The sequence below is a fragment of the Pasteurella testudinis DSM 23072 genome (assembly GCF_900176075.1).
In the GTDB taxonomy this organism is placed as follows: domain Bacteria; phylum Pseudomonadota; class Gammaproteobacteria; order Enterobacterales; family Pasteurellaceae; genus Chelonobacter; species Chelonobacter testudinis.
Genome location: NZ_FWWV01000067.1, coordinates 75,087 through 101,063 on the forward strand (window position 1 = coordinate 75,087; position 25,977 = coordinate 101,063).

A 25,977-nucleotide genomic window follows, 5' to 3' on the forward strand; every position below is an offset into this window, starting at 1 on the left:
TATGAATATCAAACTGGCAACCAACGGCTTAGTCTGCCCTTTTCCCTTAGTTGAAGCAAAAGAGGCAATGGCTAAATTAAACAAAGGCGACGGCTTAATTATTGACTTTGACTGCACGCAAGCAACCGAAGCGATCCCAAGTTGGGCGGCTGAGGAAGGATATGAAGTTACTCATTTTGAACAAATTGGCGATGCCTCTTGGACGATTACCATCGTTAAATAATTAACGTTAAAATAATCTCAAGCCGCCTTAAAAAATATAACCGAATCTGTATCTTCGTGAGATAAAACCCGTTCATTAAGATACGGATTTCGGTTTAAGCCCCTAACTCCTGTACTTCTTCTCCTAAAAAACAGACTAAAACCCAACACCTGCGCCGATTTTCCGTTATAGTATTGTCTAATTTTGCAGCTCAAACTGTTTACTAAACTTCGGGATACAGCAATGCTCAATATTTTATGGGAACGTAGTGATTTTTTCTGGCGGCTCACCCTCGAACATTTGGCGATTTCAGCGTTTGCCATCTTCGCTTCGGCGCTGATTGGCATTACATTGGGGCTGTGGATCGCGGAAAAACCGAAACTCGCCCCTTTTGTTCTGCAAAGTAATAATATTATCTACACCATTCCCTCTATTTCGATGTTCGGTTTATTACTGCCGTTTAGCGGAATCGGCAATTTAACCGCGGTGATCGCGTTGACCCTTTATGGCTTGTTGCCGATGATCGGCGCCACCAACACCGGTATCCGCCAAATTAATCCGGCAATTATCGAAGCGGCGGACGCCATGGGCAGCAGCCGTTGGCAGTTGTTGTACAAAATCAAATTACCGTTGGCGTTGCCGTCGATTTTAACCGCCTTTCGCACCATGGTGGTGATGATCATATCCTTGGCGGGCGTCGCCTCATTTATCGGCGCCGGCGGTTTGGGCGTGGCGATTTATCGCGGTATTACCACCAACAATACCGCACTTTCGGTGGCCGGCAGCCTATTAATCATGTTGTTAGCGTTTAGCGCAGACAGCCTGTGCGCCTATCTCGCCAAAAAATCTCACTGGGAGAAATAATATGTTTAACAAATTTGTGATGATCTGTACCGCACTTTTAGCGCTTGCCGCCTGTAAGCCTGAACAAACGACAATCAAAATCGCCACTAAACCGATGGCGGAACAGTTTATCATTGCGGAAATGCTGGCGTTATTAATTGAACAAAACAGCGAATTGAAGGTAGAAATCAAAAAAGGCATCGGCGGCGGTACGGCGAATATCCACCCTGCACTGCTCAACGGCGAATTTGATCTCTACCCCGAATACACTAGCACTGCTTGGCTGTATGTACTGAAAAAACAACCTCTGGCTGATGACGGACAATTGCTTGCTCTGTTGAAAAGCGAATACGCCAAACTGGGGCTGGCATGGCTGGGAAATTACGGCTTTAACAACACCTTTAGCATTGCGGTGCGCGCTGATTTGGCACAACAACACGGCTTGCACCGTTTCTCCGATCTGTCCAAACTCAACGACAGCCTGATTTTCGGCGCGGAATATGACTTTTTCGAACGGGAAGACGGTTATCGAGGTTTGACGCAGGCTTACGGCATTCGCTTCAAACAAACCCATGATTTGGATATCGGTTTGAAATATCAAGCGATTCAGAGCGGTAAAGTCGATGTGATTAACGTGTTCACCACCGACGGGCAACTGGCATCGCAACGGCTGAATGTTCTCGAAGACGATAAATATTTTTACCCGAGCTATTATGCCGGCACGGTAGTTCGGGCGGAAACTCTGTCCAAACACCCTGAATTAAAAGCGATTCTGGCAAAATTGGATAACCAAATCTCCAATGCGGAAATGGCAACACTGAATTCCGCAGTGGAAATCGAGCATAAAGACGAAAGAGCGGTCGCCAAAGCCTTTTTGCAAGCCAAGGGATTATTAAAATGATTCGTTTGAGCAATGTGAGCAAAATCTTCGCCAATCAGACCGCACTTTATCCGTTGGATTTACAAATCGAGCAAGGCGATTTCATTACCATCATCGGGCAATCCGGCAGCGGTAAAACCACCTTGCTGAAACTGCTGAACGGCTTGCTAAAACCCGACAGCGGTCAGATCTCGGTTCTCGGCACAGCGTTGGCAACGGCGGATTTAGTGCAACTGCGGCGTAAAATCGGCTATGTGGTGCAGGAAAACGGACTGTTTCCGCATTTGACGGTGGCGGAAAATATCGGTTATGTGCCGGGCTTACAAAAGATTCCAAAATCAGAAATTAACAAACGGGTGATGGAATTATTGCCGCAGGTCAATCTTGATGAGGAGTTGAAAAACCGCTATCCGCACCAGCTGTCAGGCGGGCAGAAACAGCGTGTCGGCATCGCCCGTGCCTTGGCGGCAAAACCTGACATCATCTTAATGGACGAACCGTTCAGCGCCTTAGATCCGGTGACGCGCAAACTGCTGCAACAGGAAATTAAACAGTTATGGCAGACGCTCGGCACAACGATTGTGTTTGTGACTCATGATATTGACGAAGCGCTCACTCTCGGCAGCAAAGTGCTGGTACTGCACCGAGGCAAAATAGAACAATTTGCGCCTCCGCAACAAGTGCAAACCGCTCCGGCGAGTGACTTGGTACGGTTATTACTTGGTACAGTTATTGATCGGCAAACAACATGAAAGCCGTCGTGATTAAACAGGCTTGTACCGCCGATACCTTAAACCCGCTTGAAATGGCGACGCCAACGGTAAAGTGCGGTCTGGCTATCCGGCTCAGACCGCACTTGCATTGCAATTCATAGCGTTAAACTCATACTGAATTAGTTATCTCCACGCTACTCTCGCGTGATTTTACCGACCATCATTTCAGCAAGTTAAGTGGGCGTTACAACAGGCAGAATCCATTGCCCACCGGCAAGGTCGCGGTGAGATCTATAACGGCGTACTGCTACAACCGGAACCCCTGACCGCCGCCATGAAAACCATCGGCGAACGTAATTACCTGAAACATTACCTGAAACATTACCTGAAACAATTGGCGTGCCGCAAACTTTAGTGGAGTAACAACAACGTAACCAATGCCTTTCAATCTTTTCCCGCCCCCAATTTTAGCTTTCGCATTAGCAACCGTAAAACCGACAGTTCAGCAAGCCCTAAGGCATGGGTTAAAACATAAGTTTTGGTTTGCTAATCGCAAAAATCGGCACCGCGATCACTGTCACAACGGCATCCCCCACCAGCGTAAGCGGAGTCAGCACAATGTTTCTCAACAGCTTCGACCCGCTTTTAACCACGGTTTTACGCTCGGCTGTCTGCAATTTCACCGGCACATACTGTTCGAACCGGTAATTTTGCTTCACTTGCAACGGTTTATCGTACAATTGACCGCGTGCGGAAAAACACCGTTCATACGTCATCAACGATGGCTCCTCGCTTATCGGACGAAACCGCAAAGCCTGCAAAGCCGTTTTTTCTTGGGCGGCCTGCTTGTTGTTTTGGCTTGTGTCGACAGGATATCTGAGGCAAAAACTGCTGCTAAATTTACCACTCTCATCTTCAATCGTCACCGGCAATTCAACCAGCTGCTCTTTGTTAGCGCCGGGTGAAAAAATCTGATAACTGTGTTGCAGCTTCGCATTCAAAACAGGCAGCAATCTTTCTGATGCTTGCGGCTCCACCACATACCAGTAGCGCTCGCCCATCATGACCAGGCTGCCTTGTTTTAATTGCCCGCTGTCTGCCCGGGCATAACCAAAAGCATGAACCTTGTCTTCGCCCAAACGGTGGTAAATATCTTGCGTATCTACCGCCGTGCCGCTGCCCCACATCGCGCTCGTACAACCGCCCGCCGATAACACTGCAGACAGCAACAGCGCCTGTTTCAAACCTTTCTTTATCATACCAATCTCCTTTCAGAACCAATGCTCTGAAACACATACTAGCATAATTAAATGCTCAAACAATATTCACATACTCGTTTACGGCACACGGCACTGGCTAACAATGTGCTTTGAATTGTGTGCTTTGAATTGTTCCTGTGAAAACAATAAAGTGCGGTTAGCCGTTAAAAATCTACCGCTCGTTTCCTTTGTATGGATTGAATTGTCAAACTCCTGCTTTGTCTGACGAATTTGAATATTAGCAAGAAAAAATTATTATCCGCGCGGCAGATTATTTTCTCTACGCCCACGACCACTGGATTATCTCAATCGTATTTTTGCTGCCGACTTTATTCCAGTGTTAAAATCTTACTGGAAAAACTATCCGCCGCACCTCAGCAAGCCAAAAATTTTCCGGCAACCGAATATATGCGTCTGCCCATCGGCGGAAAAAGCGAATAGCCGACATATAGGCTATTGCCTATAACTATTATACAAAAAATCATATTGGACTGATAACATCACGATTGACTAGGATAATCACACAAAATGCAGGTCTTTTATCCTCTCAATACCTCACTTAGAAGGAAGACATATGAGTCCAAGTACGATCACTTTGTTATTTCTGTTATTCGCGATCATCATGTTTGTATGGGAAAAAATCCCGTTGGCACTCACCGCCATGATTGTCTGTATCGGCTTAGTGTTAAGCGGCGTACTCGATGTCAGAACCGCATTTCTCGGCTTTATCGACTCTAACGTAATCCTGATTGTCGCCATGTTTGTGATTGGCGGCGCCCTATTTGAAACCGGCATAGCAAACAAAATCGGGGGATTGGTCGCGCGTTTTGCGCAAACCGAACGCCAATTGATTATCGCGGTTATGCTGATTACCGGAGTGATGTCGGGCTTGCTGTCCAATACCGGCACGGCGGCGATTCTGATTCCGGTGGTAATCGGTATCGCAACCAAAGCCAATTTTTCCCGCTCCCGCTTATTAATGCCGTTGGTTTTTGCCGCAGCCATGGGCGGAAACCTGTCTCTGATCGGCGCGCCGGGTAACTTGATTGCACAAGGGGTGTTGGAACAAGGCACCGGCTTAAAATTCGGTTTTTTTGAATATGCCAAAATCGGTTTGCCGATTTTAATCGTCGGGATTATCTATTTTGTTCTGATCGGCTACCGCTTTTTACCTGCCAAACAAAACCTGAGTATTGACCATTCGGTCTATGCCGGTGACACCACCAGCCACCGCGACGTTCCTGTTTGGAAACAAAACTTGTCCCTTATCATTTTGATTGCCACTCTGTTGGCAATGGTTCTGGAAGACACCATTGGGATCCGCTTCTATCTGAGCGCCTGTGTCGGCGCCTTATTATTGGTCTTAACCGGCGTGATGAGCGAAAAAGAGGCGTACAAAGCAATCGATTCACAAGTGATCTTCTTATTCGGCGGCACATTGGCATTGGCGACAGCCTTGAAAGATACCGGTGCAGGTCTTGCAATTGCCAACACCATTCTCGGCTTCCTAGGCGATACCCCAAACCCGTTTATTTTGCTGGCAACCCTATTTCTGCTTAGCTGCGTATTGACCAATTTCATGTCGAATACCGCCACCACCACCCTGTTGGCACCGATCAGTTTGTCAATTGCCAATCAGCTGGGCGCGGATCCCCGCTCGGTACTGATGGCCACCGTTATCGGTGCGTCCTGCGCCTACGCCACCCCAATCGGCATGCCTGCCAACACGATGGTTTTATCCGTCGGCGGCTATAAATTTACCGATTATGTCAAAGCCGGCGTTCCCTTGATTATCGTTTCCACCATCGTGGCGCTAATTTTGCTGCCGATCTTCTTTCCGTTTTATCCTTAATCTGCCCGTCTGAAACCGTAAAATCGTAAAATCGCAAATACCCTATACGGTTTCAGACGTTTTTCACGCTGACAAGCGCAGTTTGGGCATTTTAAACGCTACCTTTTAAAACTTTGCCGGATAGCTTCAATCCCCAACCGCACTTTGGTCGAATCGGCACGGTTCAGAGTGACCAAATAGAGGCTGACCATCGGCAATTGCCATTGCGGCAAGATATGTACCAACTCACCGGTTTGCAAATACCCTTGTATCTCCAAACCGGCATGAACCGAAATCCCCATATGGTTCAGTGCCAAAATGCGCCTTGCCAGCATACTGTTACAAATCACTTTCAGCGGCGGTACAATCTCGATTTCGCTTTGACCGTCCAGCCGGTAAATATGCTTACGGTAATTCTGCGCTGCATCGAGTGAGCCCAGCCATTTATGTTTCAATAAATCATGCGGGGTATTGATCGGAATAGTTGACTGCTGCAAATAGTGCGGTGTGGCGCAAGTGATCGGTTGAATATCAATCAGATGACGGGCAATCAAATTAGGCGATTGCAAGGCATTCGCACCGCCGCGAATCGCAATATCAATCTTTTTTTCCGCCAAATCCACCATTTCATCGGAGAACTGCAGATCCACATTCATATCCGGATTTTGCTTTAGCAAATATTCCAACGCGCCGATAAATGTGCTGTCGGCAATTCCGGTCGGTGCTGAAATGCGCAGCGTGCCAATCGGGTTATCACGCAGACTTTCCAAGGTGTTGACCGCACTTTCCGCGCCGCTTAACATCGTGACACAGCCCTGATAAAACCCTTCGCCGGCTGCGGTCAAACTCAATTTACGCGTAGTGCGGTTCAGCAATTTGACTTTGTGCTGCTGCTCCAGCTTGCTAATATATTGACTGACCGCGGCAGGCGTCATATTCAACTCTGCGGACGCTTTCTGCATCGTTCCCTTTTCAACGACTTTGGCAAAAATTGCCATGGCTTTCAAATCGAGCATACCACCTCATTATTAAACTATACTTAATTATGAATTAATAAATTAGCTATTTTTATTTAACAGTGTTCATATTACTATATGCCCCGTCAAAAGCAATAACGCTTTAACCAATGAATAACCAAACATCAAAAGGATATCACTATGAAATTTTCAAAAACATTACTTATCGCTTTACCAGTCGCTTTCACCAGTTTCTCTGCGCTGGCAGACAATCCAATCAATGATCAAATTGAAGCGGAAATCTCTAGCCAGACCTTGAAAACTGTCGCGGTGGCCGAACACGCTGCACCGGTAAAAACCAAAATCACCGGCGATAACCCGATCAATGCGCAAATCGAAGCGCAAATTTCCAGCCAAACGCTAAAAAAAGCACCGGTGGCAAGCAACAGCTATGATCGCGTTTATGCCCAACTGGAAAGTAAAATCGCCCAATTAAAACAAAACAGCAACAGTGCAAGTTTTGTTGCGGATGTGCAAGCGGCGAAAGAATTGGCTTTACAAGCCAAACAAGATACATCAAGTCTGTTCCACAATATGTATGATGCCGATGACAACTACCGTCAATTGTCAGATATTCAGTTTAAAAACCATAAGCTGAATCGTTTAATTGACAATCTGGACAGCGTTTTGGAATCTGCACAAAAAGGCCATCTGGAAACAGCCAAAGCCGTTTTGTCTGAATTATCCGTCAGATCATAATTAACGACACTCAATTAAATTTCCCCGAACAGGCAATAATCTTTTTTATTGCCTGTTTTTTTAATTGGCGCTTTTTGGCACTTATTGGCGCTAAAGATATGGCAAAAGAGGATAGATGTGCGGTCAAATTCAGTGCAAAACCGCACTTTGATGGTTTAATTACTATTGATACGATTCGTAGTTATCTCATCGTAGTTATCTCATCAACACTAACGCTTGCGCCCGAAAAGAAATGAGATGACTGATAAAATCAAAAAAGCAAAGAACAGCACTTTGGCAATACCGACCGCACTTCCCGCAATGCCTCCGAATCCAAGCACCGCTGCAATCAACGCTATCACAAAAAAGATCACGGCATAATGTAACATATCATTCTCCTTTATAGAGTCAAAATAAAGTATTACACACAAAATCAATAAGTTACAAAATAAAATTAAAATGTAACGCTTATAGGTATAACATAAAAACATAAGACAGGGCAAATAAGCCGATAACATTTTTTAGAAAAATTTTATTTATTTTCGAGCGATTGTGCGCCGAACAGCTTGCCGGCAGAACGGAAAAGTGCGGTCAAGAAAAATTATCACTGGCATTACCACCTGCTAAGCCCATCGGAACAGGTTGTTATGCCGTGTTGGCAGCAAAACCGCACTTTTTATAAAAATTAGTGCGCTATCGTTTATAGTTCAAAAAGTAAACGCAACATCTAACGGTTTTGTAATGCAACGGCGCGATCAAACAGATTGACACCGCCTTTCACGCCGAAATCCAAACTGGTTACGTTATAAGTAAAACAGATACCAGTTTCACCAAGCCTTGATTGTGCGGAAATTGAAAACGCAAACGCGCGGTTTGTGCTATATTAGCGCCACCACGCATGACAGAGAGGATTTTATATGCCAGCTATCGATCATATTGAATTGGAACGGATTTTAAACCAAACCTTAAACAGCGACGCCATCAGCGATTATGCGCCGAACGGTTTGCAGGTGGAGGGGAAAAGTGCGGTCAAAAAAATTATCACCGGTGTTACCGCCTGCCAAGCGCTGTTGGATTATGCGGCGGCGCAACACGCCGATGCGGTGTTGGTTCATCACGGCTATTTTTGGAAAAGCGAATCGCCGCTGATTCGCGGCATGAAAGGCAAACGAATCCGCACCTTGCTGGCGAACGACATCAATTTATACGCCTACCATTTACCGCTGGACGTTCACCCGACGCTCGGCAACAATGCGCTGTTGGCGCAGATGTTAGGCATCGAAAATTTAAAACCGTTGGAGCAAAGTGCGGTCTCGATTCCGGTTTACGGCGAATTAAAAACCGCACTTTCCGGCGCAGAATTGGCGCAGCGCTTAGAAACCGGCTTGCAGCGCAAACCGCTCCACTGCGGCGACAATGCACCGGCTCAAATCCGCACGGTCGCGATCTGCACCGGCGGCGGACAGGACTATATCGATTTGGCGGCGGCACAAGGCATTGACGCCTTTGTCACCGGCGAAGTCTCCGAACGCACCATTCATGCCGCCCGCGAACAAGGGATTCATTTTTACGCCGCCGGACACCACGCTACCGAACGTTGCGGTATCAAAGCATTGGGCGAATGGTTGCAGCAGCATTACAAGCTCGATGTCGAGTTTAAAGACATTGATAATCCGGCATAACGCTGTTTGTCAATTTGTAAATTTTTACATTCCTCTTTGATTTTAATAAAATAATGGCATAGGATAAATATTGAGCAGTCTATTTTAATATCAATCAAATGGAGAAAATAGTATGAAAAATGATTTTGAAAGCAAACGTGAAGAACTCCTTTCCGAGCTGCAAGACATTCTACAAACTGCGGAAGATTTGTTCGAGGAAGGTAAAGATGCCGGTTCGGACGAGTTCAAAAAATTGAAAAAACGTCTGACCGCCAGTTCCGACGGCTACCGACAACAATTGGAGGATTTCCAATCCAAAGTTGCCGCTAAAGCCCGAAACGCGGCGAAACAATCCGATGCCATGATTCAAGACAATCCTTATAAAGCGATTGGCGTTATCGCCGGTGTCGCCTTTATCGCCGGCTTGCTCATTAACCGTAAATAATCCGGAGCATGGTGGAAGCCGCAATGCGGCTTCCCGATATTTCTGTCAAAGGAGATAATCAATGCAAGCGATAAACAAAATTAAATCTGGTATTAAAAGCAGTTTTGTCACAGCCCTTGAGCTTGCCCACGTCCGATTGGAAATGGCTAAACTGGAATTTAACCAACAAAAAGAACGCGCGCTGCTGGTGATTGCGTTTGCCCTGTTCGGCTTTTTGCTGTTGCTGCTTGCCGGTCTCAGCCTGATTTTCGCCCTCAATGCCTGGTTGCCCGAAGAAGACAAGTTTCGCGTTTTTATGTTCATCGCCGCAGGTTGTCTGGCTATCGTCTTGATTCTTACCGTTCTCATCATTCGCGCAATTCGTCAACAGCGCGGTTTTCTTAACGATACGCTAAGAGAAGTCAAACGGGATCTGGCGGCGATAAAACAAAGCCTCAATCCCCCGAAATAGTGCACGCAGGAGATAAACTTATGCCAAGCAATAGCGAATTAGAGAAAGAATTATTGTTGCTGAAAGGCGAAGTGTTGCGTAACAAATTTCGCTTACAGACACAAAAAACGCAGCAGGATATCCGCCAACCGTTCCGCTATCTGCAAGCCGTATCCAACCCGATTATCCGTTCATCGCTGATTTCACTTTCGACCCGTTTACTGCTGGGCAGAAAGTGGTTACTTTTACCGGCGATCGGCGTCGCCTCATTTCTGCTCTTGAAAAATCAGCAAAACAAGCGCGACGATTCTTGATAATCATGGAATCAATCGACAAATTAGCGTATAATCACGCCACTTAAATTTGACCTGCAGGGTCTTTACGTCACCATCTTTTCATTCATAACAGGAAACAGTTTTATGGGTTTTTTAACAAATAAACGTATTTTAATCGCCGGTGTCGCCAGCAATCGTTCTATCGCCTACGGCATCGCGCAAGCGATGTTTGCAGCCGGTGCGGAACTGGCGTTCACCTATCAAAACGAAAAATTAAAACCGCGTGTCGAAGAGTTTGCCAAAGACTTCAACTCCTCTATCGTTATCCCGTGCGATGTCGCCAGCGATGGCGACATTGAAAACTGCTTCCAAGAATTAGCCAAACATTGGGATAAATTCGACGGATTCGTGCATGCCATCGCATTTGCGCCGGGCGACCAATTGGACGGCGACTATGTTAACGCCGTCACCCGCGAAGGCTTCCAAATCGCACACGACATCAGCTCTTACAGCTTTGTGGCAATGGCAAAAGCGGCTCGTCCGATGCTGAACGCCGGTGCCGGTTTGGTCACGCTGTCCTACTTGGGCGCGGAACGTGCGATTCCTAACTACAACGTGATGGGCTTGGCGAAAGCCTCTTTGGAAGCCAATGTACGCTTTATGGCGAATGCAATGGGCAAAGAAGGCATTCGTGTCAACGCCATTTCCGCCGGCCCGATCCGCACGTTGGCGGCTTCCGGTATCAAAAACTTCAAAAAAATGCTTTCCCACTGCGAAGCCGTCACTCCGTTACGCCGCACCGTGACCATTGAAGATGTGGGTAAAAGCGCTGCGTTCCTGTGTTCCGATTTGGCTTCCGGCGTTACCGGCGAAGTGCTGCACGTTGACGGCGGTTTCAATATCGCGGCGATGAACGAATTAGACGCGGAATAAACACCGGTATTAAGCAAAATCAGTCGGGCGGATACAATATCCGCCCCTTTTTTATGAATGTCAGACAGGAAAAAAGATGTTTCAAAACAATCCTTTGTTAAGCCAGCTCAAACAACAGATCCGTGAAAACAAACCGCGTGTCGAGGGCACGGTTAAAGCCAATGAAAAAGGCTTCGGTTTTTTAGAATGCGATAAAAAAAGCTATTTCATTGCCCCACCGGCGATGAAAAAAGTGATGCACGGCGATAAAATCAAAGCGGTGATCGAAACTAACGGCGACAAAGAAAATGCCGAACCAGAGGCCTTAGTCGAACCGATGTTGAGCCGTTTTATTGCCAAAGTGCGGTTTAACAAGGATAAAAAATTGCAATTGGCAGTTGATCACCCGAATATCAAAAACCTGATTCTTGCCAACAAAGCCAACACTATCGATGAAGCGCTGCAAGAGGGCGATTGGGTAGTCGCAGAATTGCAAAAACATCCGTTGCGTGACGACCGCACTTTTTTTGCCCAAGTCACCCAGTTTATCTGCCGTGCAGACGACAATTTTGCGCCATGGTGGGTCACATTGGCCCGTCACCAACAACCACGCACACCGGTTGCCGGACTGGATTCTTATACACTGGAGCAAACCCTGTCACGTCACGATCTGACCGATTTGGATTTCGTGACCATTGACGCCGCCTCAACCCAAGATATGGACGATGCGCTATATATCGAAACCAGCGATAACGGTTGGAAACTGTGGGTGGCGATTGCCGATCCGACCGCTTATATTCCGTTGGATTCGCAAATCGAGCTGGATGCCAGACAGCGCTGTTTCACCAACTATCTGCCCGGTTTCAACATTCCGATGTTGCCGCGCGAACTGTCCGACGAACTCTGTTCGTTAATGCCGCAGCAAAAGCGTCCGGCGTTGGTGTGCACGATTGAAACCGATCGCAACGGCGAAATCACCGCCGAACCGCACTTTGTTGCGGCGTGGATCGAATCGAAAGCCAAATTGGATTACGATGAAGTCTCCGATCTGTTGGAGCAGGTGGAAAATCATTGGCAGCCAAGCGACGAGAAAATCGCGCAACAAATTGCCTTATTACACCAATTTGCCCTTGCGCGCATTGCGTGGCGCAAAACCCACGCCCTACTGTTTAAAGAGCGCCCGGATTACAGTTTTGAACTGGCGCAAGACGGCAAAGTGCAAGCCATTCACGCCAAACACCGCCGCATTGCCAATCAGATCGTCGAAGAAGCGATGATTATCGCCAACACCAGCGCCGCCCGTTATTTGGATCAACACGCCAAGTGCGGTATTTTCAACACCCACAGCGGTTTCGACAGCAAATTCCTGCCGGCGGCACACGATTTCCTGCTCGCTACCCTCGCCAACGACGACAACCGCAGCGAACTGGAAAGCCGCTACGCCGTCGAACAGCTGCGCACCTTAGACGGCTACTGCCAAATGCGCCACGACATTGAACAATATGATTTCAGCTTTTTGGAAATGCGCCTGCGCCGTTTCCTGACTTTCGCCGAATTCAAGGCCGAAGCCGCACCGCACTTTGGCTTAGGCTTGCCTGCTTACGCCACTTGGACCTCTCCGATCCGCAAATATTCGGATATGGTCAATCACCGCATTATCAAACAGTGTCTGCTGCACGAAAGTGCGGTCAAGCCTGCCGATGAGATTTTAGCGCGCCTGCAAGAAGCCCGCCGCCAAAACCGCCTGGTGGAACGGGACATTGCCGATTGGCTATATGCACTCTACTTTGCGCCGATGGTCGAACAAAATCCGATTTTCAGCGGCGAGATTCAAGATGTCAGCCGCGGCGGCTTGCGTGTTCAATTACTGGAAAACGGCGCCAGCCTGTTTGTACCGATTTCAACATTGCATGATAAAAAAGACGAAATCAACGTCAACAGCGACGAACTGGCACTATATATCCAAGATCAAAAAGCCTACCAAATCGGCGATCAGGTGCAGGTGAAATTGAGTGAAGTGAATGTGGTGACACGGAGTTTGATTGGGAATATGGTGAGTTAGTTTGATAAATGCTGATAGGATAGTAATATTTTATTATTACAGTACTGTATATAATAAAATATTATGCGTCCTATATGGATAAATTTCTTTGATATAAGAAAGAAAGGCATAGTAGATAAAAAGGTTATATAACCAAACTAAATTTGTAAAAAACTTAAGCGTAGCTGAGTTTTATGACAGACAAAATATTTATAGCGTTGAATATGATTGAGTTCCAGATTTATAGATATTCGGATTTACGCAAAAATACTGTTTTTTATTTATGTTTCAAAAAGCAGGTTAAAACGAATACATACTATGGTTTTAACCCGCTCTTTACCAACTATTTTATCTACTATCTCAAATATAATCTATTGGGTATAAATTTCAATATAATAGTAGTTATCTTTTAGAATATCCTTCTAAAATACTTAGTTTTTTTATTTTATATTTTTACTAAGAATAAGCGTAGTAATTCGCTCAAACTCTTGTATTTTATCTACAACTGCAAATATATTATGCTCTTTTCCGGCATGCTTATTAATGCTAAATCCAGATGATGTATCTAATCGATATAAATTTTCTTTATCTACTTTATTATAATCACACAATGAAATATCAACCTTACAATTGAATCCTTTATTATATAATTGTAAGAATTTTAAGTCCGTAAATGGAATTTGAGATAATCCATATTTAAGATTTAACATCTGTCTATATTTAGACATAAAATGATAAAACCCTACTGTTTGAGGAGAATATGCTATTGCTTTATTTGCTTTTAAATAATGTCCAAATAATATAGACGCAAAACCACCAGCAGATGCTCCCAAAGTGAAAATGCTACTTGGATTGATGGAAAGTATAATTTTTGCAATATGCGATAAATAAAGATCAAAGTTGATAGTATACCAAGACTGATAGTTATCTTTAACACAAATATAATTAAAATTACGATTCATTTTAATATATCCGCCAAAAGAAAAATCCAGTCCTGTATTATTTAACCTATTGATATTTAGTAATTCAGGATCACTTTCATAATATGGTGAGATATACTGTTCATAGAAACCTTGAAAAATAATAAGTAAAGGGGCATCTGGATCATTAATAATTGCCTTAATCGACTTATTAAAAGAAAATTCAGGATAAATAGGAAATTTACTTTTTTGATTAATATAGTTTAATAAAAAATAGAGATCATAGTCGTTATTGATTCTTGCAGAATTAATAACATAATTTTTAGAATAATCTTTAATATCAATATATCTTTTAAGATGCTCAATTTGATATTTCATAAGACTCCACCAATAGAAGTTAAAATTAAAAAATATTATTTTTTTATAATATAATCACTATACTTATCTAAATAAAATTTAGCAGTTTTATCATCATTGATTGATTTTAAATTCAATGATTTAGACCAAATAATATTTTCCTGTGTTTTCTTTGCCGGAACACCACTCCAGAGTTCAAAATGTTTAGTCCTATCTAGCAATACAGATCTTTCTGTAATCATAGTTCCGGCAGAAACTACACAGCCTTTTTTTAAGGTCACATTTTGTTCTAAACAGACATAATCACCAACTATAATATCTTGAGATTTTAGTAATGTTTCAGTAGAAATATCATAGATACCGTAAGACTCAGTCGTCTTCATTATTAAGCCTTCAGCTGCTACTATATCATTCCCCCAAATGGCGCTCGCCCTGTCAATAAAAAACACAGCTCCACTTCCAACGTTTGCTCTCTCTCCAATTTCTAACTTAGCGTTATTACCAATAGATATATTCCCACCTTTAAAAATAGAGCCTCGTTTTATCAAAATAGTATTATTATCACCTTTTATCAGAATCTTCAAATCTTTCACATTCACCCTAGATTCAATATAAACAACATTATTATTGCCAGATATATGGATACTAGAATTTATTGATTTATGGTTTAGTTTATTGATTTTAATATCATTACCTAAACCTTTATCTATAACTTTTATCAATTCATTCATCAAAAAATCTCCACTAACTTATTACTTACTGATTATAATATTTATATGCTTCGTCAATACTATCAAATTGTTTCATCATACCGCTATCTAATACCATGGCATTATCACAGTATTGTTTGACTGCAGATGGACTGTGCGAAACTAAAATAATAGAGCGATCCTTTCGCTTTTCAAACAATTCATATTTACATTTGGCAGCAAAGCGCGAATCCCCCACGGCGATTACTTCATCAATCAAATAGCAATCAAATTCCACCGAGAGTGACAAAGCAAAGGCTAAGCGCGCTTTCATTCCCGATGAATATTTTTTTACCGGTTCGTATAGATAGTCACCCAGCTCGGAAAACTCTTCTGTAAAACGCTTGACATAATCAACATCAACATCATAAATCCGACAGATAAAGCGCAAATTATCCATTCCTGTCAAACTGCCTTGAAACGCACCACTGAATGCTAAAGGCCAAGAAATACTCATATTGCGCTCAATAGTTCCGGTTGTTGGTGGTTCAACTCCGCTGATTAAACGAATTAATGTGGATTTGCCTGCGCCGTTTCGCCCTAAGATACCGATCTTTTCACCTTTTTGTAAGTCAAAATTAACATCATGTAGAACCGTCCGCCACCCGTTGCGAGTGAGGTAACGTTTGCTCACATCTTTTACTTGAATCATGATGGTTCTATTCCTTTACTAAAGTTTTTAACCATAAGCAATCCAACTAACAGCATCACTAAATTACAGGTTAGCAAATACCAAGGATTTTCATAAGTAACAACACTGGAACCAAAATATCCATGCCGAAACATTTCTGTGCCGTGTACCATCGGCAGCCACAACACATATTCATGTGCTCGTGTCGGTAGTGAGTGCACAAAGAAAAATGCCCCCGAGAGCGGTAACATTACAAAACTCAAGGTTCCCCAAATTTTACCAAATACTTCAAAATAAAATGCAATGGCGGAGATAATTAACCCCAATCCAAATGCAAACATTGCCATTAATAACCACGCCAATAACATATAAAAAATATCTTTTGGCGGCTCAATCCAATTTAACATAATTAGAGAAAACATTATGGTAATTTGGGCTAAAGTTGCTCCGGCCACTTCCAAGATAACCCTTGCTAATAAGGTATCCAATACTCGAACATTGCGGTGATATAATAAACTGATATTAGCCGAGATTGCACCAATTACTTTTCTTGAGGCATTACGCCACATCATCGCGATCGGATAGCCACTAATGATAAAGGCAACCATATTTAATGTAGAATGACGATCTGCTCTAATAAATTTCCAAATAAGAACAATTAATAAAGTAAATAGTAATGGTTCTACTAATAACCATAGAAAACCTATATTTTTACGGCCATAACGCGTAATAATCTCTCGCATTAATAATGCGCCAATCACTCGACGTTGAATCGCAAAGGATTGTTTTAAAGTTGTTTGGTCACCATATTGCATCAGTTCTTATGCTCTCTCACACTGGCTAGAAGTAAACTTAAAATCCCATAGAGGATTAATCCAATAATAAAAGTCGCAAAAATATTATAGATTCTAAACGGTTCTAATGCTAGATCCGGTTTGCTTGGCTGATTAATGACTTCCAAATAAAGTTGCTGACGATCAGCTTCCCCTTTCGCATTTTGTAGAGAGGTTATTGCCGTTGTTAATTGCTGTTGAGCTAATGTATTATCTAAAACCAAGCGTTGATATTCTGCGGTTTGATTGGCAATTGAATCATTTCCACCAAAAATAGTTTGAATTTGTTGTTGAATTTCAGCGCGGATACTTTTTTCTCTTGCCTGCAAAGTTTTCACTTGTGGGTTTTGTGGTGAAATTGCACGCACCTGATCTAGCTGAGTCCGAATATTAATTAATTCACTCTGTAATTTTGAAATGAGTGTTAATTGAACGTCAGACTGAGCTTGCAAATCAAAAATTCCATATTTAACTCGATATTCACTCAATGCAGTAGCCGAGTCAGTCACTCTAACCTCAGCATCTTTAACCGCTTGTTCTGCAAAAATAATCGTATCTTTTCTTGCTCGCTCATTTAAGCGGTTAATTAATGTTTCACCTAAGCGTAATAATTCAATATTTATTTTCTGCGCATCTTCCGGATTAAAAGCTCGAATATTTAACGTGGCAATACCAGACACAGAATCTAAATTAATGACTTCTTGCTTTTGAAAATAGTGGTAAAAAGCTTCTTTTTCTCCGTTTAACCCTAGGGCATTAAAACGGCTGAAAAAATCTCCATTATCTTCATAATATTTACGCATAGGTAATATGGTTTCTAATTGTTCCAGTACATTACGAGATCGCATAAATTCTTGAACGGTATAAGTATCATCTTGCGATCGAGCAAATCCGATACTTTGTAATAACGCTCCCACACCGCTTAGGGAAGCTTGATTACGCGAAGAACGAACTACAAAACTGGATTCAGAAATATAGACATCCGATGCCCAAAATGTAAAATAAAAAATTGAACAAAACGTTGGGATAAGCACGGTAATCCAAAATAACGGATTAAATCTTTTCCATACTTTTTTCACATTTTTTTTTGTCTTAGGCATTGATGTTTTCTTTTCTGCGATTAATGTTGCTTCTGTCATTTCTTATTTCTCCATTAATCCGATAAATTATTTACGCTATTTGCGGTACTTGTTACCGGCGAAGTAATTGAGAAAATTATTCTCAAGAATTTTTGGAATTCCGCCAATGGTGCATTAGACACATAAACGATATCTTTATTTTGAATCGGGAAACGTTGCAGCCAGAATAATGACTTAGGTTCTAATAAATTAATCCGGTACACCGTCGGCACCTCCATTCCCACGCCGTAACCACGCCCTTGCCAAGTGGCTTTATCTTGCGCGCTGAGTTTTTCAAACGGCAGATAGCGAAACACAAAGACACCACGCGGATCAGAGCGGGTATCAATCAAGCCGCCCATGCGTCCGATGGCTTCAGCCAATGTCAAGCCTTTAGCCGAGAACCGCACTTCGCGATTACTGCCCACCGCCCCAAGTGCGGTAAAGCTCAGTGGATTATTCAGTAATGAAATCACATCACCAGAACGCAATTTAATATTTTCGTTTGGATTAGATGCTAATTTTTCCAACGAGATCGTCTTAACTTCATGCCCCCTTGTCAACTGGACCGATATGTCATAAGCATTTTCTGTTGCCCCACCAACAGCAGCTACCGCATCCAACACCCGTTCACCATGAGCAGTCAGCGGCATACGGATACTATTACCTTGTCGTAAAACCGTTACATTGGCAGAATTATTTTTCACCAAACGCACCATCGCTTGCGGCTGATTAGCCATCGGTGACAAACGCCGCACAATCTCTTTTTGGATCTGCTCCGGTGTTTTACCCCGTACTGCAATTGCACCTAAAAACGGAATCGTAATTTTTCCGCTTTCACTCACCATTTGCTCAGGTAAACTCGTCAGTTGCGCACCGCCGGTACCATTTTGATTGAGTACGCTGCCGAATAATACGGCTGGCGGCGCTTCCCAAATCATCACATCCAGTGTATCACCCACATTCACCGCACCATTATAGCTATTTGCATTAGCAAAATGGCTAAATGATTGTGCCTGTTGTTGGTTAAAAAGTGCGGTAGCTACCATGTCTTCAACTTCAACCACTTCAACGGTCGGAATATTTTCATGACCTTGATTATGTAAATCCATGACTCGACTTTGACTCGGCCCAGAAGTTGGCATGATATTACAGGCTGTTAATAAACAACCCATTAAAATAGGAGATATTTTTTTCATAACTAAACCATTTTTAGGTAAATTTAAAAGCTTGCTTTATTGCTTTTAGATACTTTGAATCTCTAAAAAACAATATTGGGTGTTTGATTAATTTTTTTGCTTTTTGCTTTATATCGCCCTCACGCTTGAAAGCATATGCACCGCCAAATAACACATCATCTTTGGTATATATTTTTTTTGAAATTAATTTTTCCTTTATTGTTCTTGATAAAACAGCATCTCTATGGTCTATGAAATCAATATATTTATCAAACCATTCATGCTTTACAGACACTCTATTTCCAGATATTAATTTATCAAAAGAAATAAGCAATCCACTATCAAGAAAAAAATTTGAAGCATAACGCTCTAAAATTCCCAAATCACTGATTACTGCTACAGGGATTTTGTAGTAAAGCGCTTCAAGAATTACAGTTGAAGAAAAAGAGATGCATAGATCCATTTCATTATATAAATCATTGATATTTTCCGATCTAAAAGATAAATTTTTCGGAACATCATTAAAATTCTTAATTAAATTTATATAAGAGTATTTATCTTTATGTACGGTAACTTCTCCAGGCAACACTCTTGATTTGATAAAAACATTTTTATCTGGATAGGAACGCGCAAAGTCGATTAACTTAGAAAGGACATAGGTTCTCTCTTGTCTCGAATAAGGTATTTTTACTTGATCAATAAAAAAAATATTTTTTTCTTCCTTTTTATTTGAAGAGAATCGCCGATTATCAATATTTATAAGACCATAATTAATAATCTCAATATTACCATTATATAATTCTGATAGTCTTTTTGCTATTTCTGTGTCCTGTTTACAGTTTGCTAGCAATATATCCGTATCAATTTTACATAATATAGTATCAGTCTGTCCAAAAATAACACCTGCAAAAATTGAAATCAAGAGCGGTCTATCTGTTTCACTAAGAAAATCTCGATGAAAATTAGTTAGAAATTGTCTAGATAAGTTATTTCCGATTGAGAGTATAATAATATCATACTGTGCATAATCTTTCTTTGAGAGCTTATATAGTTCTAAGACTTTATATTCTCCGGTTAGCCCAATATCATTTAATTGTTTAACTGACAATTGATTCTTTTGAGTATAGTTAATAGAAACTGTAATTTTCGATGCATTAATACGCTTCGACAATATTAGTGCAGAACGTAAAAAAGAGTCATATGTTGCAATAACTAGAATATTATACATATAAGCCACCATTACAGTATGAAGATTTAAGCTTCAGCAATATCCATATCTTCATTAATTAATGCTATATCAAATTTCTTTAAAATAGAAAAGTGATTTTCAACTTCAGCAAAGTACTTATCAGAATAACTCATATCTTCAAGTAACTTACCTTTTAATATAGGATAAATTGATATAGGATTAGAATATTCAGATAATAACTTCGTATACACTAAGGTTGTAGAAGTTAATGCAAGGACTAATTTTGGCCTAGCTAAATATATTAATGGCTCTACTAGAAATTCGCTCTCATCAATCAAAAAAACTGATTCTGCATACCCCATATTATGAATGCTTTCTCTTAAAGCTTCTTTTAATTCTATTGTATCTTTCGGATGTAGTTTAATAAAAACTCTACCTTGTAACTTTTCAGCAAAAAGACTGAGAATAAACAATAATTTATTCGCATAAATAGCAACAGGAATTGGATATCTTTGGTTCAAGAAAACCATATCATTTTCTGTGATATTATACTTATTATTTAAATTAATTATTTTTTCATTAATAATACCACCGCCCTCATGAATGAAAAAGTATTTTGATTTTTTTATGGAAAAAATATTTTCTAATCGTTTTGGAAAACATGAATAAGTATTATCCAATTCTTTCGGAATAGTCAGCGCAGGCCTTAATTTCTTAAAGAATGGTAATATATTAATTAATAATGCTACTTTTTTTTCTTTTGGGGTCAAATTATTTTTTAAGGTATCAATAGCTTCTCGTGATGAGCTATATTTATAAGTCGCTGTTCCCTCTTCAATTAGGTTAATCTTAACTTTTCGTTCAATACATCGAGAAATTAAAAGACAATAGTGCTTTTCAAAACTTAATACAAATAGATTCTTTGGTTTTATTTCTCTAATAAGTTTTTCATAACTATTATCTAAATATGTTAATTTTTTAATGTTAATTTCATTAGGTTTTACTGGTAGTTCTAATAGATTTACTCGTGTAAATAATGATTTATTTACTTTATTTAAGATAGCTTTTGGAACTTTTAAATTTTTCTTAGTATAGAGTATTAACAAATAACTTCTAACAAATCTTTCTTTATTTATTAAAGCCTCAACCTGCCCTAATTGACCTAAATGGGATATTACAAACAAATTATCAATAGATTTAAATGTATGTGGAAAGCCATACCTGAATAGCCAAGATTCTTTTATAAACTTTTTGGGGTTAAATATAAACTTAGTAAATTTGCTCATAATACGTCCATTACTTAATATCAAAAAAATCTTTAACGGCTAATTCTCGAATTGATAATAAAAAAGATTTTATATACTGATGACAATTCTCAGATACTTTACTTTGAAAATATGGATTTTTCATGTTAGGTAATTCGCTAATAAATTGAGCCGAAATAATTTTATTAATACCCTCGATAATAGAATGACACTCCGTAATAACATCTACAACGGTTTCACCACGAACTCGTCCTTTTTGTCGTTCACCAATATTCACCGTTCCTACTTTTAGTGTTGGTGCCTCAATCAACCCTGACGAAGAATTACCGATTAAACCACATGAATTTTTAATAAGAGACAGATATTCTTCAGTTGAAACCGAAGTAAAGAATTTATAGTTTCTTTCCTTCGTAAATGTTGTGATCATCTGATAAATTTTATCTGAACCGGTATCTGAATTTGAACCAATAAAAACAAAGTTAAATTGTTTAAAATGATCCAAAGCAGATAATAACTCCTTCACTTGTTCTGTAATATCTTTTCCTGTAATAGTTTCAGGATGAAAAACAACAACAAAATATGGCTTATCTGAAGAATCTATTAAATTATTTTTAACTAATTCATCTTTAGAAAGTAATTGAAGTTTTGTGACATTTTCAGCCCCTAAAGCCCCAACATTGAACACTGTGTTCGGGTGCTCACCTAACTGAATAACCCGATTTCGATACTCTTCGGTTGCAACGAGATGCAAGCGCGACATTTTAGTGATGCTATGGCGAATAAATTCGTCATAATTGCCCAATGTTTTTTCACCGCCATGTAAATGGATTATCGGAATATTATGCATTGCTGCGGCAATAGCAACTGACATCATTTCATAACGATCACCTAATATAATAACTGCATCAAACTTCTCTTTATAAAAATACTCACCGAACTGTTGCAAGCAGTCAGCCATAGAAGCTGTAACCTCCGCATTATTCGAGTTATTCATATTGATAGGAATAGATTTATGAATTTTAAATCCATCTTTCTCAATTTGCCGATAGGTATTTCCATATTTCGGGTCTAGATGCATAGCTGTAACTACGATCTGTAATTCCAAGCTATCATCATTATCTAATGAACGCAGTAAGCGTTTGACAATACCATATTCGGCTCTAGATCCTGTTATATAAGCTATTGATTTTTTCATTTTATTGCCTCTATGATGATTTTTTCTAACACTTGATATCCGTATGAGTTCAAATGCAATCCATCATTGGTGTAGTCAAAATTCAACTTTCCATATTTGTCGGACATAATATGATTGAGTTCAACAAAGTTAACTTTGTTTGAAAATACATTACGCAAACTATCGTTCAATTTCTTAATAACTTGATTTTCTCTATCTGCTCGAAATGTTGTGTACAATGTTTCAAGTAAATAAATTTTAACATTAGGATTAATTTGAATTAATTTTGAAATAATTTCATCAATCCATTTAATGCTATCCTCTATTTTCCAGTTTTCTAGAACAATATCATTTGTTCCTAAGAATATTAATACTTTATCACCTAATACTTTTAAAATATTTTTATTAATAATAAGATCCAAGTATTCTTGCGAGTTTATCCCTGAAATACCTAAATTATTAACACTATTTTTGCCCAATTTTTCTATATCCCATTGATCAAACATTGAATGTCCAATCAATGTAATATCTTTAAAATAATTAAAACTGGATTTTTTTTCAGTTATTCTTTTCTGAATAGCAAGATCAAGGTTTTTTCTTTTATTTTTTAATGTTAAAAGAAAATATAAATACTCAAAATCATCTCTATTATCAATATCTAATGAGCTTTTTTTATCCATAACATAAGCTAAGGACTTATCACCAAAAAAATGTTTTTTAGTTAGGTAGGAATCAGGTTTTGCTATAAAAATTGCTCCATTAGGCGAATATTCACTATATTGTTGCCTAGTATAATTAGCAAAATCGGTATCAAAATGTAATAAGCTGCCATCATCAGCTATAGGTCTTATTAATATTGAAGACTTATCCGATTCAACAACAGAAACAAGAAAATCAAAATCATCGATTTTATCTTCAAATAATTTTATTGCTTGGTTGATATGTGTAGAGTTGCGCAAAGGAGAAGTCGGTTGCAATAACATGAAACAAGCGAATTCCTCTGCCGAATATCTCTCTAAAACATCTTTTATTACAACAAAGGAACTAGATGAGTCTCCCGAAATTGATTTATCACGAATGACGATATCAATTGGATAATTTGAAATTAAATCTCGATATTCTTCTGAATCAGTCGAAACCACAATTTTATCAAAAACTTTTGATTTAATTGCGGCTTCTATCGTATATGCCATTAAAGGTTTGCCTTCTAATAACAATACATTTTTATTGGGTAGTCCCTTAGAACCGGAACGAGCCGGAATAATAGCAATTCGTTTCATACTCAGTCACTTTCTTGATTGCAAAACCGTGTATCAACAATGAGTTCATCTTCTTGGAAATCTTTCTGTGCTTCTTTCCCCAACAAAGAATACCAATGTAAAGGACTAATGCCGTTCCCTGGTCTTTTTGTTGTTAAGTTTTGCTCGGTAAAAATTTCACCTTTTTTAATACTCTTATCTGCAACAATGGATTTCCTGGCAACGATTTTATTTTTTCTCTCAGAATCGGTAACCAGTTTCTCCTCACTGCCTAATGCTTGCTCAACAATCCTAATACCTTTACACAATTGAGCCAGCTCTTCAGGAGTTACCGAAGCTTTATGATCAGGGCCAGGTAGATTTTTGTCTAACGTAAAATGTTTTTCGATAAAGTTTATGCCATATGCAACGGCTGCAACACCAGCAAAATAACCTTCCGAATGATCTGAAAAGCCAATTTGAAATTCAGGAAACTGTTTTTGTAACCCAATAATAGATTTTAGGTTAACATCTTTCAATGGCGTTGGATATTCGGTATTACAATGCAATACAGTGATATCTTTCGATTTCATTCCATTTTTAACAAGAATGTCTAATGCAATTTGGATTTCTTCAACACTTGCCATACCTGTTGATATGATAATTTTTTTGTCTGATATAGGTAACTTTGCAATTTTTTCTAGATACGGAAGATTCGTCAATTCGCCCGAAGGAATTTTCCAAATTTTCTGTTGTCGAGAGGCCAAAAAATCTACCGACTCCATATCAAATGCAGTCGAAAATACATCTAATCCCAACGATATAGCATATTGCTCTAATGAAGCATAATCTTCGTAACTCAATTCTAATTTTTTAGTCATATCAAGCTGGCTTTCATCAGCATCTGTAACTTTTTTCTGATACTCCGCCTTTGGCGCAAACTTTGATATTAAGCGATCAGCTTTGAATGTCTGAAATTTAACCGCATCAACTCCGCATTCTTTAGCTTTATCAACCATCAATTTTGCGCGTTGTGTATCTCCATTATGATTGCATCCAATCTCAGCTACTATATATACTTTACTCATGATTATCTCTCAAATATTTTGCAGGAACACCTGCGACGACAACATTATCGGGAACGTTTCTGATTATAACAGATCCCGAACCAATTAGTGCATTGGTACCAATAGTAATTTGTCCATTTGTTACGCAACTACTCCCAATGAAGCTAAAATCACCGACACTCACATCTCCATTTAGTGTCACATTTGTTGAAATATTGCAATGATTTCCTATTCTGTTACCATGCTCAACCAATGCTTTGGTATTCACAATAGTATTATCACCAATTACCGAACAACTATTTACAATCACTAACTTGCCTATATAAACACCAACACCTATTTTCGCCATATGCGATACAAATGCTGTGCTATCGACAACAGTAATTGTTTCTAGCCCATACTCTTTAAGTATCTGATATTTTTCGTAACGATAACGATTATTACCTATCGCAATGAAATACTTATAATTTTCTTTATCCTTAAGAGATTTAATATCATTTGCTAAAACACAGTATCCCAAATAGGATGTGCCAATATCCTTAAAAGAATCAACAAATCCTACAACGTCATATCTATTCAAATCTAAAGAATCCAAGACAGATTTGGCAAAGCCACCTGCTCCGATAATGATTAGTTTTTCGCGCATTTTTACTTCACTCTCTTAAAATGTTTCATATGATGGCACAATTCTCTTTCATATAGTAGTACTTCTATATATGCTTATCAATCAATATCACATATTTTCATTCTTTGATTTTTATCATTATTTTTTATTCTTAAAGCCTATTATCATCACAGGGCAAGATCGCACTTTTCCTCAAAATATGATCTAATAAGCCTTTAATACGTTAAAATACAAGGTAACGTCATGGACTTATTCCGCTTTTTCGGTCAATTGGAAGACCCGCGTAAAGATATCAACCAAAAATATCCTTTTCTTGAAATCATTTTTCTGACCATGAGCGCCGTCATTTCCGGTGCGGAAGGTTGGACGGACATTAAACGGTTCGGGGAATATCATTTGGCGTGGTTGCGTCAATATTTACCTTTTGAGCGCGGCATCCCGGTCGAT

29 protein-coding genes are annotated in these 25,977 nt (G+C 40.1%); 14 read left to right on the plus strand and 15 right to left on the minus strand.

Annotation, left to right across the window (positions count from 1 at the left end):
* Position 1: 1 nt before the first annotated feature.
* The 5 genes from B8880_RS13140 (at position 2) to B8880_RS14805 (ending at position 2,799) form a co-directional block, all read left to right on the plus strand.
* Complete coding sequence (locus B8880_RS13140; protein WP_084258026.1) at positions 2 to 223, plus strand: sulfurtransferase TusA family protein; 222 nt, start codon at positions 2 to 4, stop codon at positions 221 to 223.
* A 222-nt stretch (positions 224 to 445) separates the two neighbouring features.
* A complete protein-coding gene (locus B8880_RS14550; protein ID WP_167370583.1) occupies positions 446 to 1,066 on the plus strand; it encodes an ABC transporter permease in 621 nt (206 codons plus the stop codon).
* Position 1,067: 1 nt separating this feature from the next.
* Positions 1,068 to 1,946, plus strand: coding sequence for a glycine betaine ABC transporter substrate-binding protein (locus B8880_RS14555; RefSeq protein ID WP_167370584.1), 879 nt, complete (start codon positions 1,068 to 1,070; stop codon positions 1,944 to 1,946).
* Complete coding sequence (locus B8880_RS13150; RefSeq protein WP_084258027.1) at positions 1,943 to 2,677, plus strand: ATP-binding cassette domain-containing protein; 735 nt, start codon at positions 1,943 to 1,945, stop codon at positions 2,675 to 2,677. Before B8880_RS14555 ends, B8880_RS13150 begins: the two co-directional genes overlap by 4 nt.
* Positions 2,674 to 2,799, plus strand: a complete 126-nt coding sequence (locus B8880_RS14805) for a hypothetical protein (RefSeq protein ID WP_260337795.1) — start codon at positions 2,674 to 2,676, stop codon at positions 2,797 to 2,799. Before B8880_RS13150 ends, B8880_RS14805 begins: the two co-directional genes overlap by 4 nt.
* Before the next feature lie 363 nt (positions 2,800 to 3,162).
* On the opposite strand, the gene B8880_RS13155 is transcribed toward B8880_RS14805, so the two are convergent.
* Positions 3,163 to 3,897 carry a hypothetical protein gene (locus B8880_RS13155; RefSeq protein ID WP_084258028.1) on the minus strand — a complete coding sequence of 245 codons (735 nt, stop codon included), beginning with the start codon at positions 3,895 to 3,897 and terminating at the stop codon, positions 3,163 to 3,165.
* Positions 3,898 to 4,447: 550 nt separating this feature from the next.
* Here B8880_RS13155 and B8880_RS13160 point away from each other — a divergent pair.
* Positions 4,448 to 5,749, plus strand: coding sequence for an SLC13 family permease (locus B8880_RS13160; protein ID WP_260337796.1), 1,302 nt, complete (start codon positions 4,448 to 4,450; stop codon positions 5,747 to 5,749).
* Positions 5,750 to 5,847: 98 nt separating this feature from the next.
* Here the strand turns inward: B8880_RS13160 and B8880_RS13165 are convergent, their stop codons facing one another.
* On the minus strand, positions 5,848 to 6,744 hold the full coding sequence (locus B8880_RS13165; RefSeq protein WP_084258030.1) for a LysR family transcriptional regulator: 897 nt from the start codon (positions 6,742 to 6,744) through the stop codon (positions 5,848 to 5,850).
* 141 nt (positions 6,745 to 6,885) lie between these two features.
* Between B8880_RS13165 and B8880_RS13170 the strand changes: the two genes are divergently transcribed.
* A complete protein-coding gene (locus B8880_RS13170) occupies positions 6,886 to 7,443 on the plus strand; it encodes a hypothetical protein (RefSeq protein WP_084258031.1) in 558 nt (185 codons plus the stop codon).
* 209 nt (positions 7,444 to 7,652) lie between these two features.
* Here B8880_RS13170 and B8880_RS13175 read toward each other — a convergent pair whose 3' ends face one another.
* On the minus strand, positions 7,653 to 7,811 hold the full coding sequence (locus tag B8880_RS13175; RefSeq protein ID WP_084258032.1) for a DUF1328 domain-containing protein: 159 nt from the start codon (positions 7,809 to 7,811) through the stop codon (positions 7,653 to 7,655).
* 537 nt (positions 7,812 to 8,348) lie between these two features.
* On the opposite strand from B8880_RS13175, the gene B8880_RS13180 reads away from it, so the two are divergent.
* The 6 genes from B8880_RS13180 to rnb all read left to right on the plus strand — a co-directional run bounded on the left by B8880_RS13180 (position 8,349) and on the right by rnb (position 13,207).
* Entirely contained in the window at positions 8,349 to 9,104 is a 756-nt protein-coding gene (locus tag B8880_RS13180) for a Nif3-like dinuclear metal center hexameric protein (protein WP_084258054.1), read from the plus strand.
* Positions 9,105 to 9,216: 112 nt separating this feature from the next.
* Positions 9,217 to 9,528, plus strand: a complete 312-nt coding sequence (locus B8880_RS13185; protein ID WP_084258033.1) for an ElaB/YgaM/YqjD family protein — start codon at positions 9,217 to 9,219, stop codon at positions 9,526 to 9,528.
* 61 nt (positions 9,529 to 9,589) lie between these two features.
* Positions 9,590 to 9,979, plus strand: a complete 390-nt coding sequence (locus B8880_RS13190) for a phage holin family protein (RefSeq protein WP_084258034.1) — start codon at positions 9,590 to 9,592, stop codon at positions 9,977 to 9,979.
* 20 nt (positions 9,980 to 9,999) lie between these two features.
* Complete coding sequence (locus tag B8880_RS13195) at positions 10,000 to 10,272, plus strand: hypothetical protein (RefSeq protein WP_084258035.1); 273 nt, start codon at positions 10,000 to 10,002, stop codon at positions 10,270 to 10,272.
* A 105-nt stretch (positions 10,273 to 10,377) separates the two neighbouring features.
* Positions 10,378 to 11,166, plus strand: coding sequence for an enoyl-ACP reductase FabI (gene fabI, locus B8880_RS13200; RefSeq protein ID WP_084258036.1), 789 nt, complete (start codon positions 10,378 to 10,380; stop codon positions 11,164 to 11,166).
* A 76-nt stretch (positions 11,167 to 11,242) separates the two neighbouring features.
* On the plus strand, positions 11,243 to 13,207 hold the full coding sequence (gene rnb, locus B8880_RS13205) for an exoribonuclease II (protein WP_084258037.1): 1,965 nt from the start codon (positions 11,243 to 11,245) through the stop codon (positions 13,205 to 13,207).
* A 419-nt stretch (positions 13,208 to 13,626) separates the two neighbouring features.
* On the opposite strand, the gene B8880_RS13215 is transcribed toward rnb, so the two are convergent.
* Genes B8880_RS13215 through B8880_RS13270 form a run of 12 tightly spaced genes read right to left on the minus strand, consistent with a single transcriptional unit; the run spans position 13,627 to position 25,551 of the window.
* On the minus strand, positions 13,627 to 14,484 hold the full coding sequence (locus B8880_RS13215) for a hypothetical protein (RefSeq protein WP_084258039.1): 858 nt from the start codon (positions 14,482 to 14,484) through the stop codon (positions 13,627 to 13,629).
* A gap of 35 nt (positions 14,485 to 14,519) precedes the next feature.
* Positions 14,520 to 15,194: an LbetaH domain-containing protein gene (locus B8880_RS13220; RefSeq protein WP_084258040.1), complete on the minus strand. Its 675-nt coding sequence runs from the start codon at positions 15,192 to 15,194 to the stop codon at positions 14,520 to 14,522.
* Positions 15,195 to 15,219: 25 nt separating this feature from the next.
* The gene (locus B8880_RS13225) at positions 15,220 to 15,864 is read right to left on the minus strand and encodes an ABC transporter ATP-binding protein (RefSeq protein WP_084258041.1); all 645 of its coding nucleotides are present in this window, start codon (positions 15,862 to 15,864) and stop codon (positions 15,220 to 15,222) included.
* Positions 15,861 to 16,658 (minus strand): ABC transporter permease, encoded by a 798-nt coding sequence (locus B8880_RS13230; RefSeq protein ID WP_084258042.1) that lies wholly within the window; start codon positions 16,656 to 16,658, stop codon positions 15,861 to 15,863. Before B8880_RS13230 ends, B8880_RS13225 begins: the two co-directional genes overlap by 4 nt.
* Entirely contained in the window at positions 16,658 to 17,815 is a 1,158-nt protein-coding gene (locus tag B8880_RS13235) for a capsule biosynthesis protein (RefSeq protein WP_159460761.1), read from the minus strand. The genes B8880_RS13230 and B8880_RS13235 overlap by 1 nt, the downstream gene beginning before the upstream one ends.
* A gap of 14 nt (positions 17,816 to 17,829) precedes the next feature.
* On the minus strand, positions 17,830 to 18,993 hold the full coding sequence (locus B8880_RS13240; protein ID WP_084258043.1) for a polysaccharide biosynthesis/export family protein: 1,164 nt from the start codon (positions 18,991 to 18,993) through the stop codon (positions 17,830 to 17,832).
* 13 nt (positions 18,994 to 19,006) lie between these two features.
* Positions 19,007 to 20,200, minus strand: a complete 1,194-nt coding sequence (locus B8880_RS13245) for a DUF6716 putative glycosyltransferase (protein ID WP_084258044.1) — start codon at positions 20,198 to 20,200, stop codon at positions 19,007 to 19,009.
* Positions 20,201 to 20,226: 26 nt separating this feature from the next.
* On the minus strand, positions 20,227 to 21,447 hold the full coding sequence (locus tag B8880_RS13250) for an alpha-2,8-polysialyltransferase family protein (protein ID WP_084258045.1): 1,221 nt from the start codon (positions 21,445 to 21,447) through the stop codon (positions 20,227 to 20,229).
* Between the two features lie 10 nt (positions 21,448 to 21,457).
* The gene (gene neuC / locus B8880_RS13255) at positions 21,458 to 22,621 is read right to left on the minus strand and encodes a UDP-N-acetylglucosamine 2-epimerase (protein ID WP_084258046.1); all 1,164 of its coding nucleotides are present in this window, start codon (positions 22,619 to 22,621) and stop codon (positions 21,458 to 21,460) included.
* A complete protein-coding gene (locus B8880_RS13260) occupies positions 22,618 to 23,880 on the minus strand; it encodes a cytidylyltransferase domain-containing protein (protein ID WP_084258047.1) in 1,263 nt (420 codons plus the stop codon). The genes neuC and B8880_RS13260 overlap by 4 nt, the downstream gene beginning before the upstream one ends.
* A 2-nt stretch (positions 23,881 to 23,882) precedes the next feature.
* The gene (gene neuB, locus B8880_RS13265) at positions 23,883 to 24,926 is read right to left on the minus strand and encodes an N-acetylneuraminate synthase (protein ID WP_084258048.1); all 1,044 of its coding nucleotides are present in this window, start codon (positions 24,924 to 24,926) and stop codon (positions 23,883 to 23,885) included.
* Positions 24,919 to 25,551 (minus strand): acetyltransferase, encoded by a 633-nt coding sequence (locus tag B8880_RS13270; RefSeq protein ID WP_084258049.1) that lies wholly within the window; start codon positions 25,549 to 25,551, stop codon positions 24,919 to 24,921. The genes neuB and B8880_RS13270 overlap by 8 nt, the downstream gene beginning before the upstream one ends.
* A 222-nt stretch (positions 25,552 to 25,773) precedes the next feature.
* On the opposite strand from B8880_RS13270, the gene B8880_RS13275 reads away from it, so the two are divergent.
* A partial coding sequence (locus B8880_RS13275; RefSeq protein ID WP_143933398.1) for a transposase family protein occupies positions 25,774 to 25,977 on the plus strand: 204 nt, incomplete at its 3' end.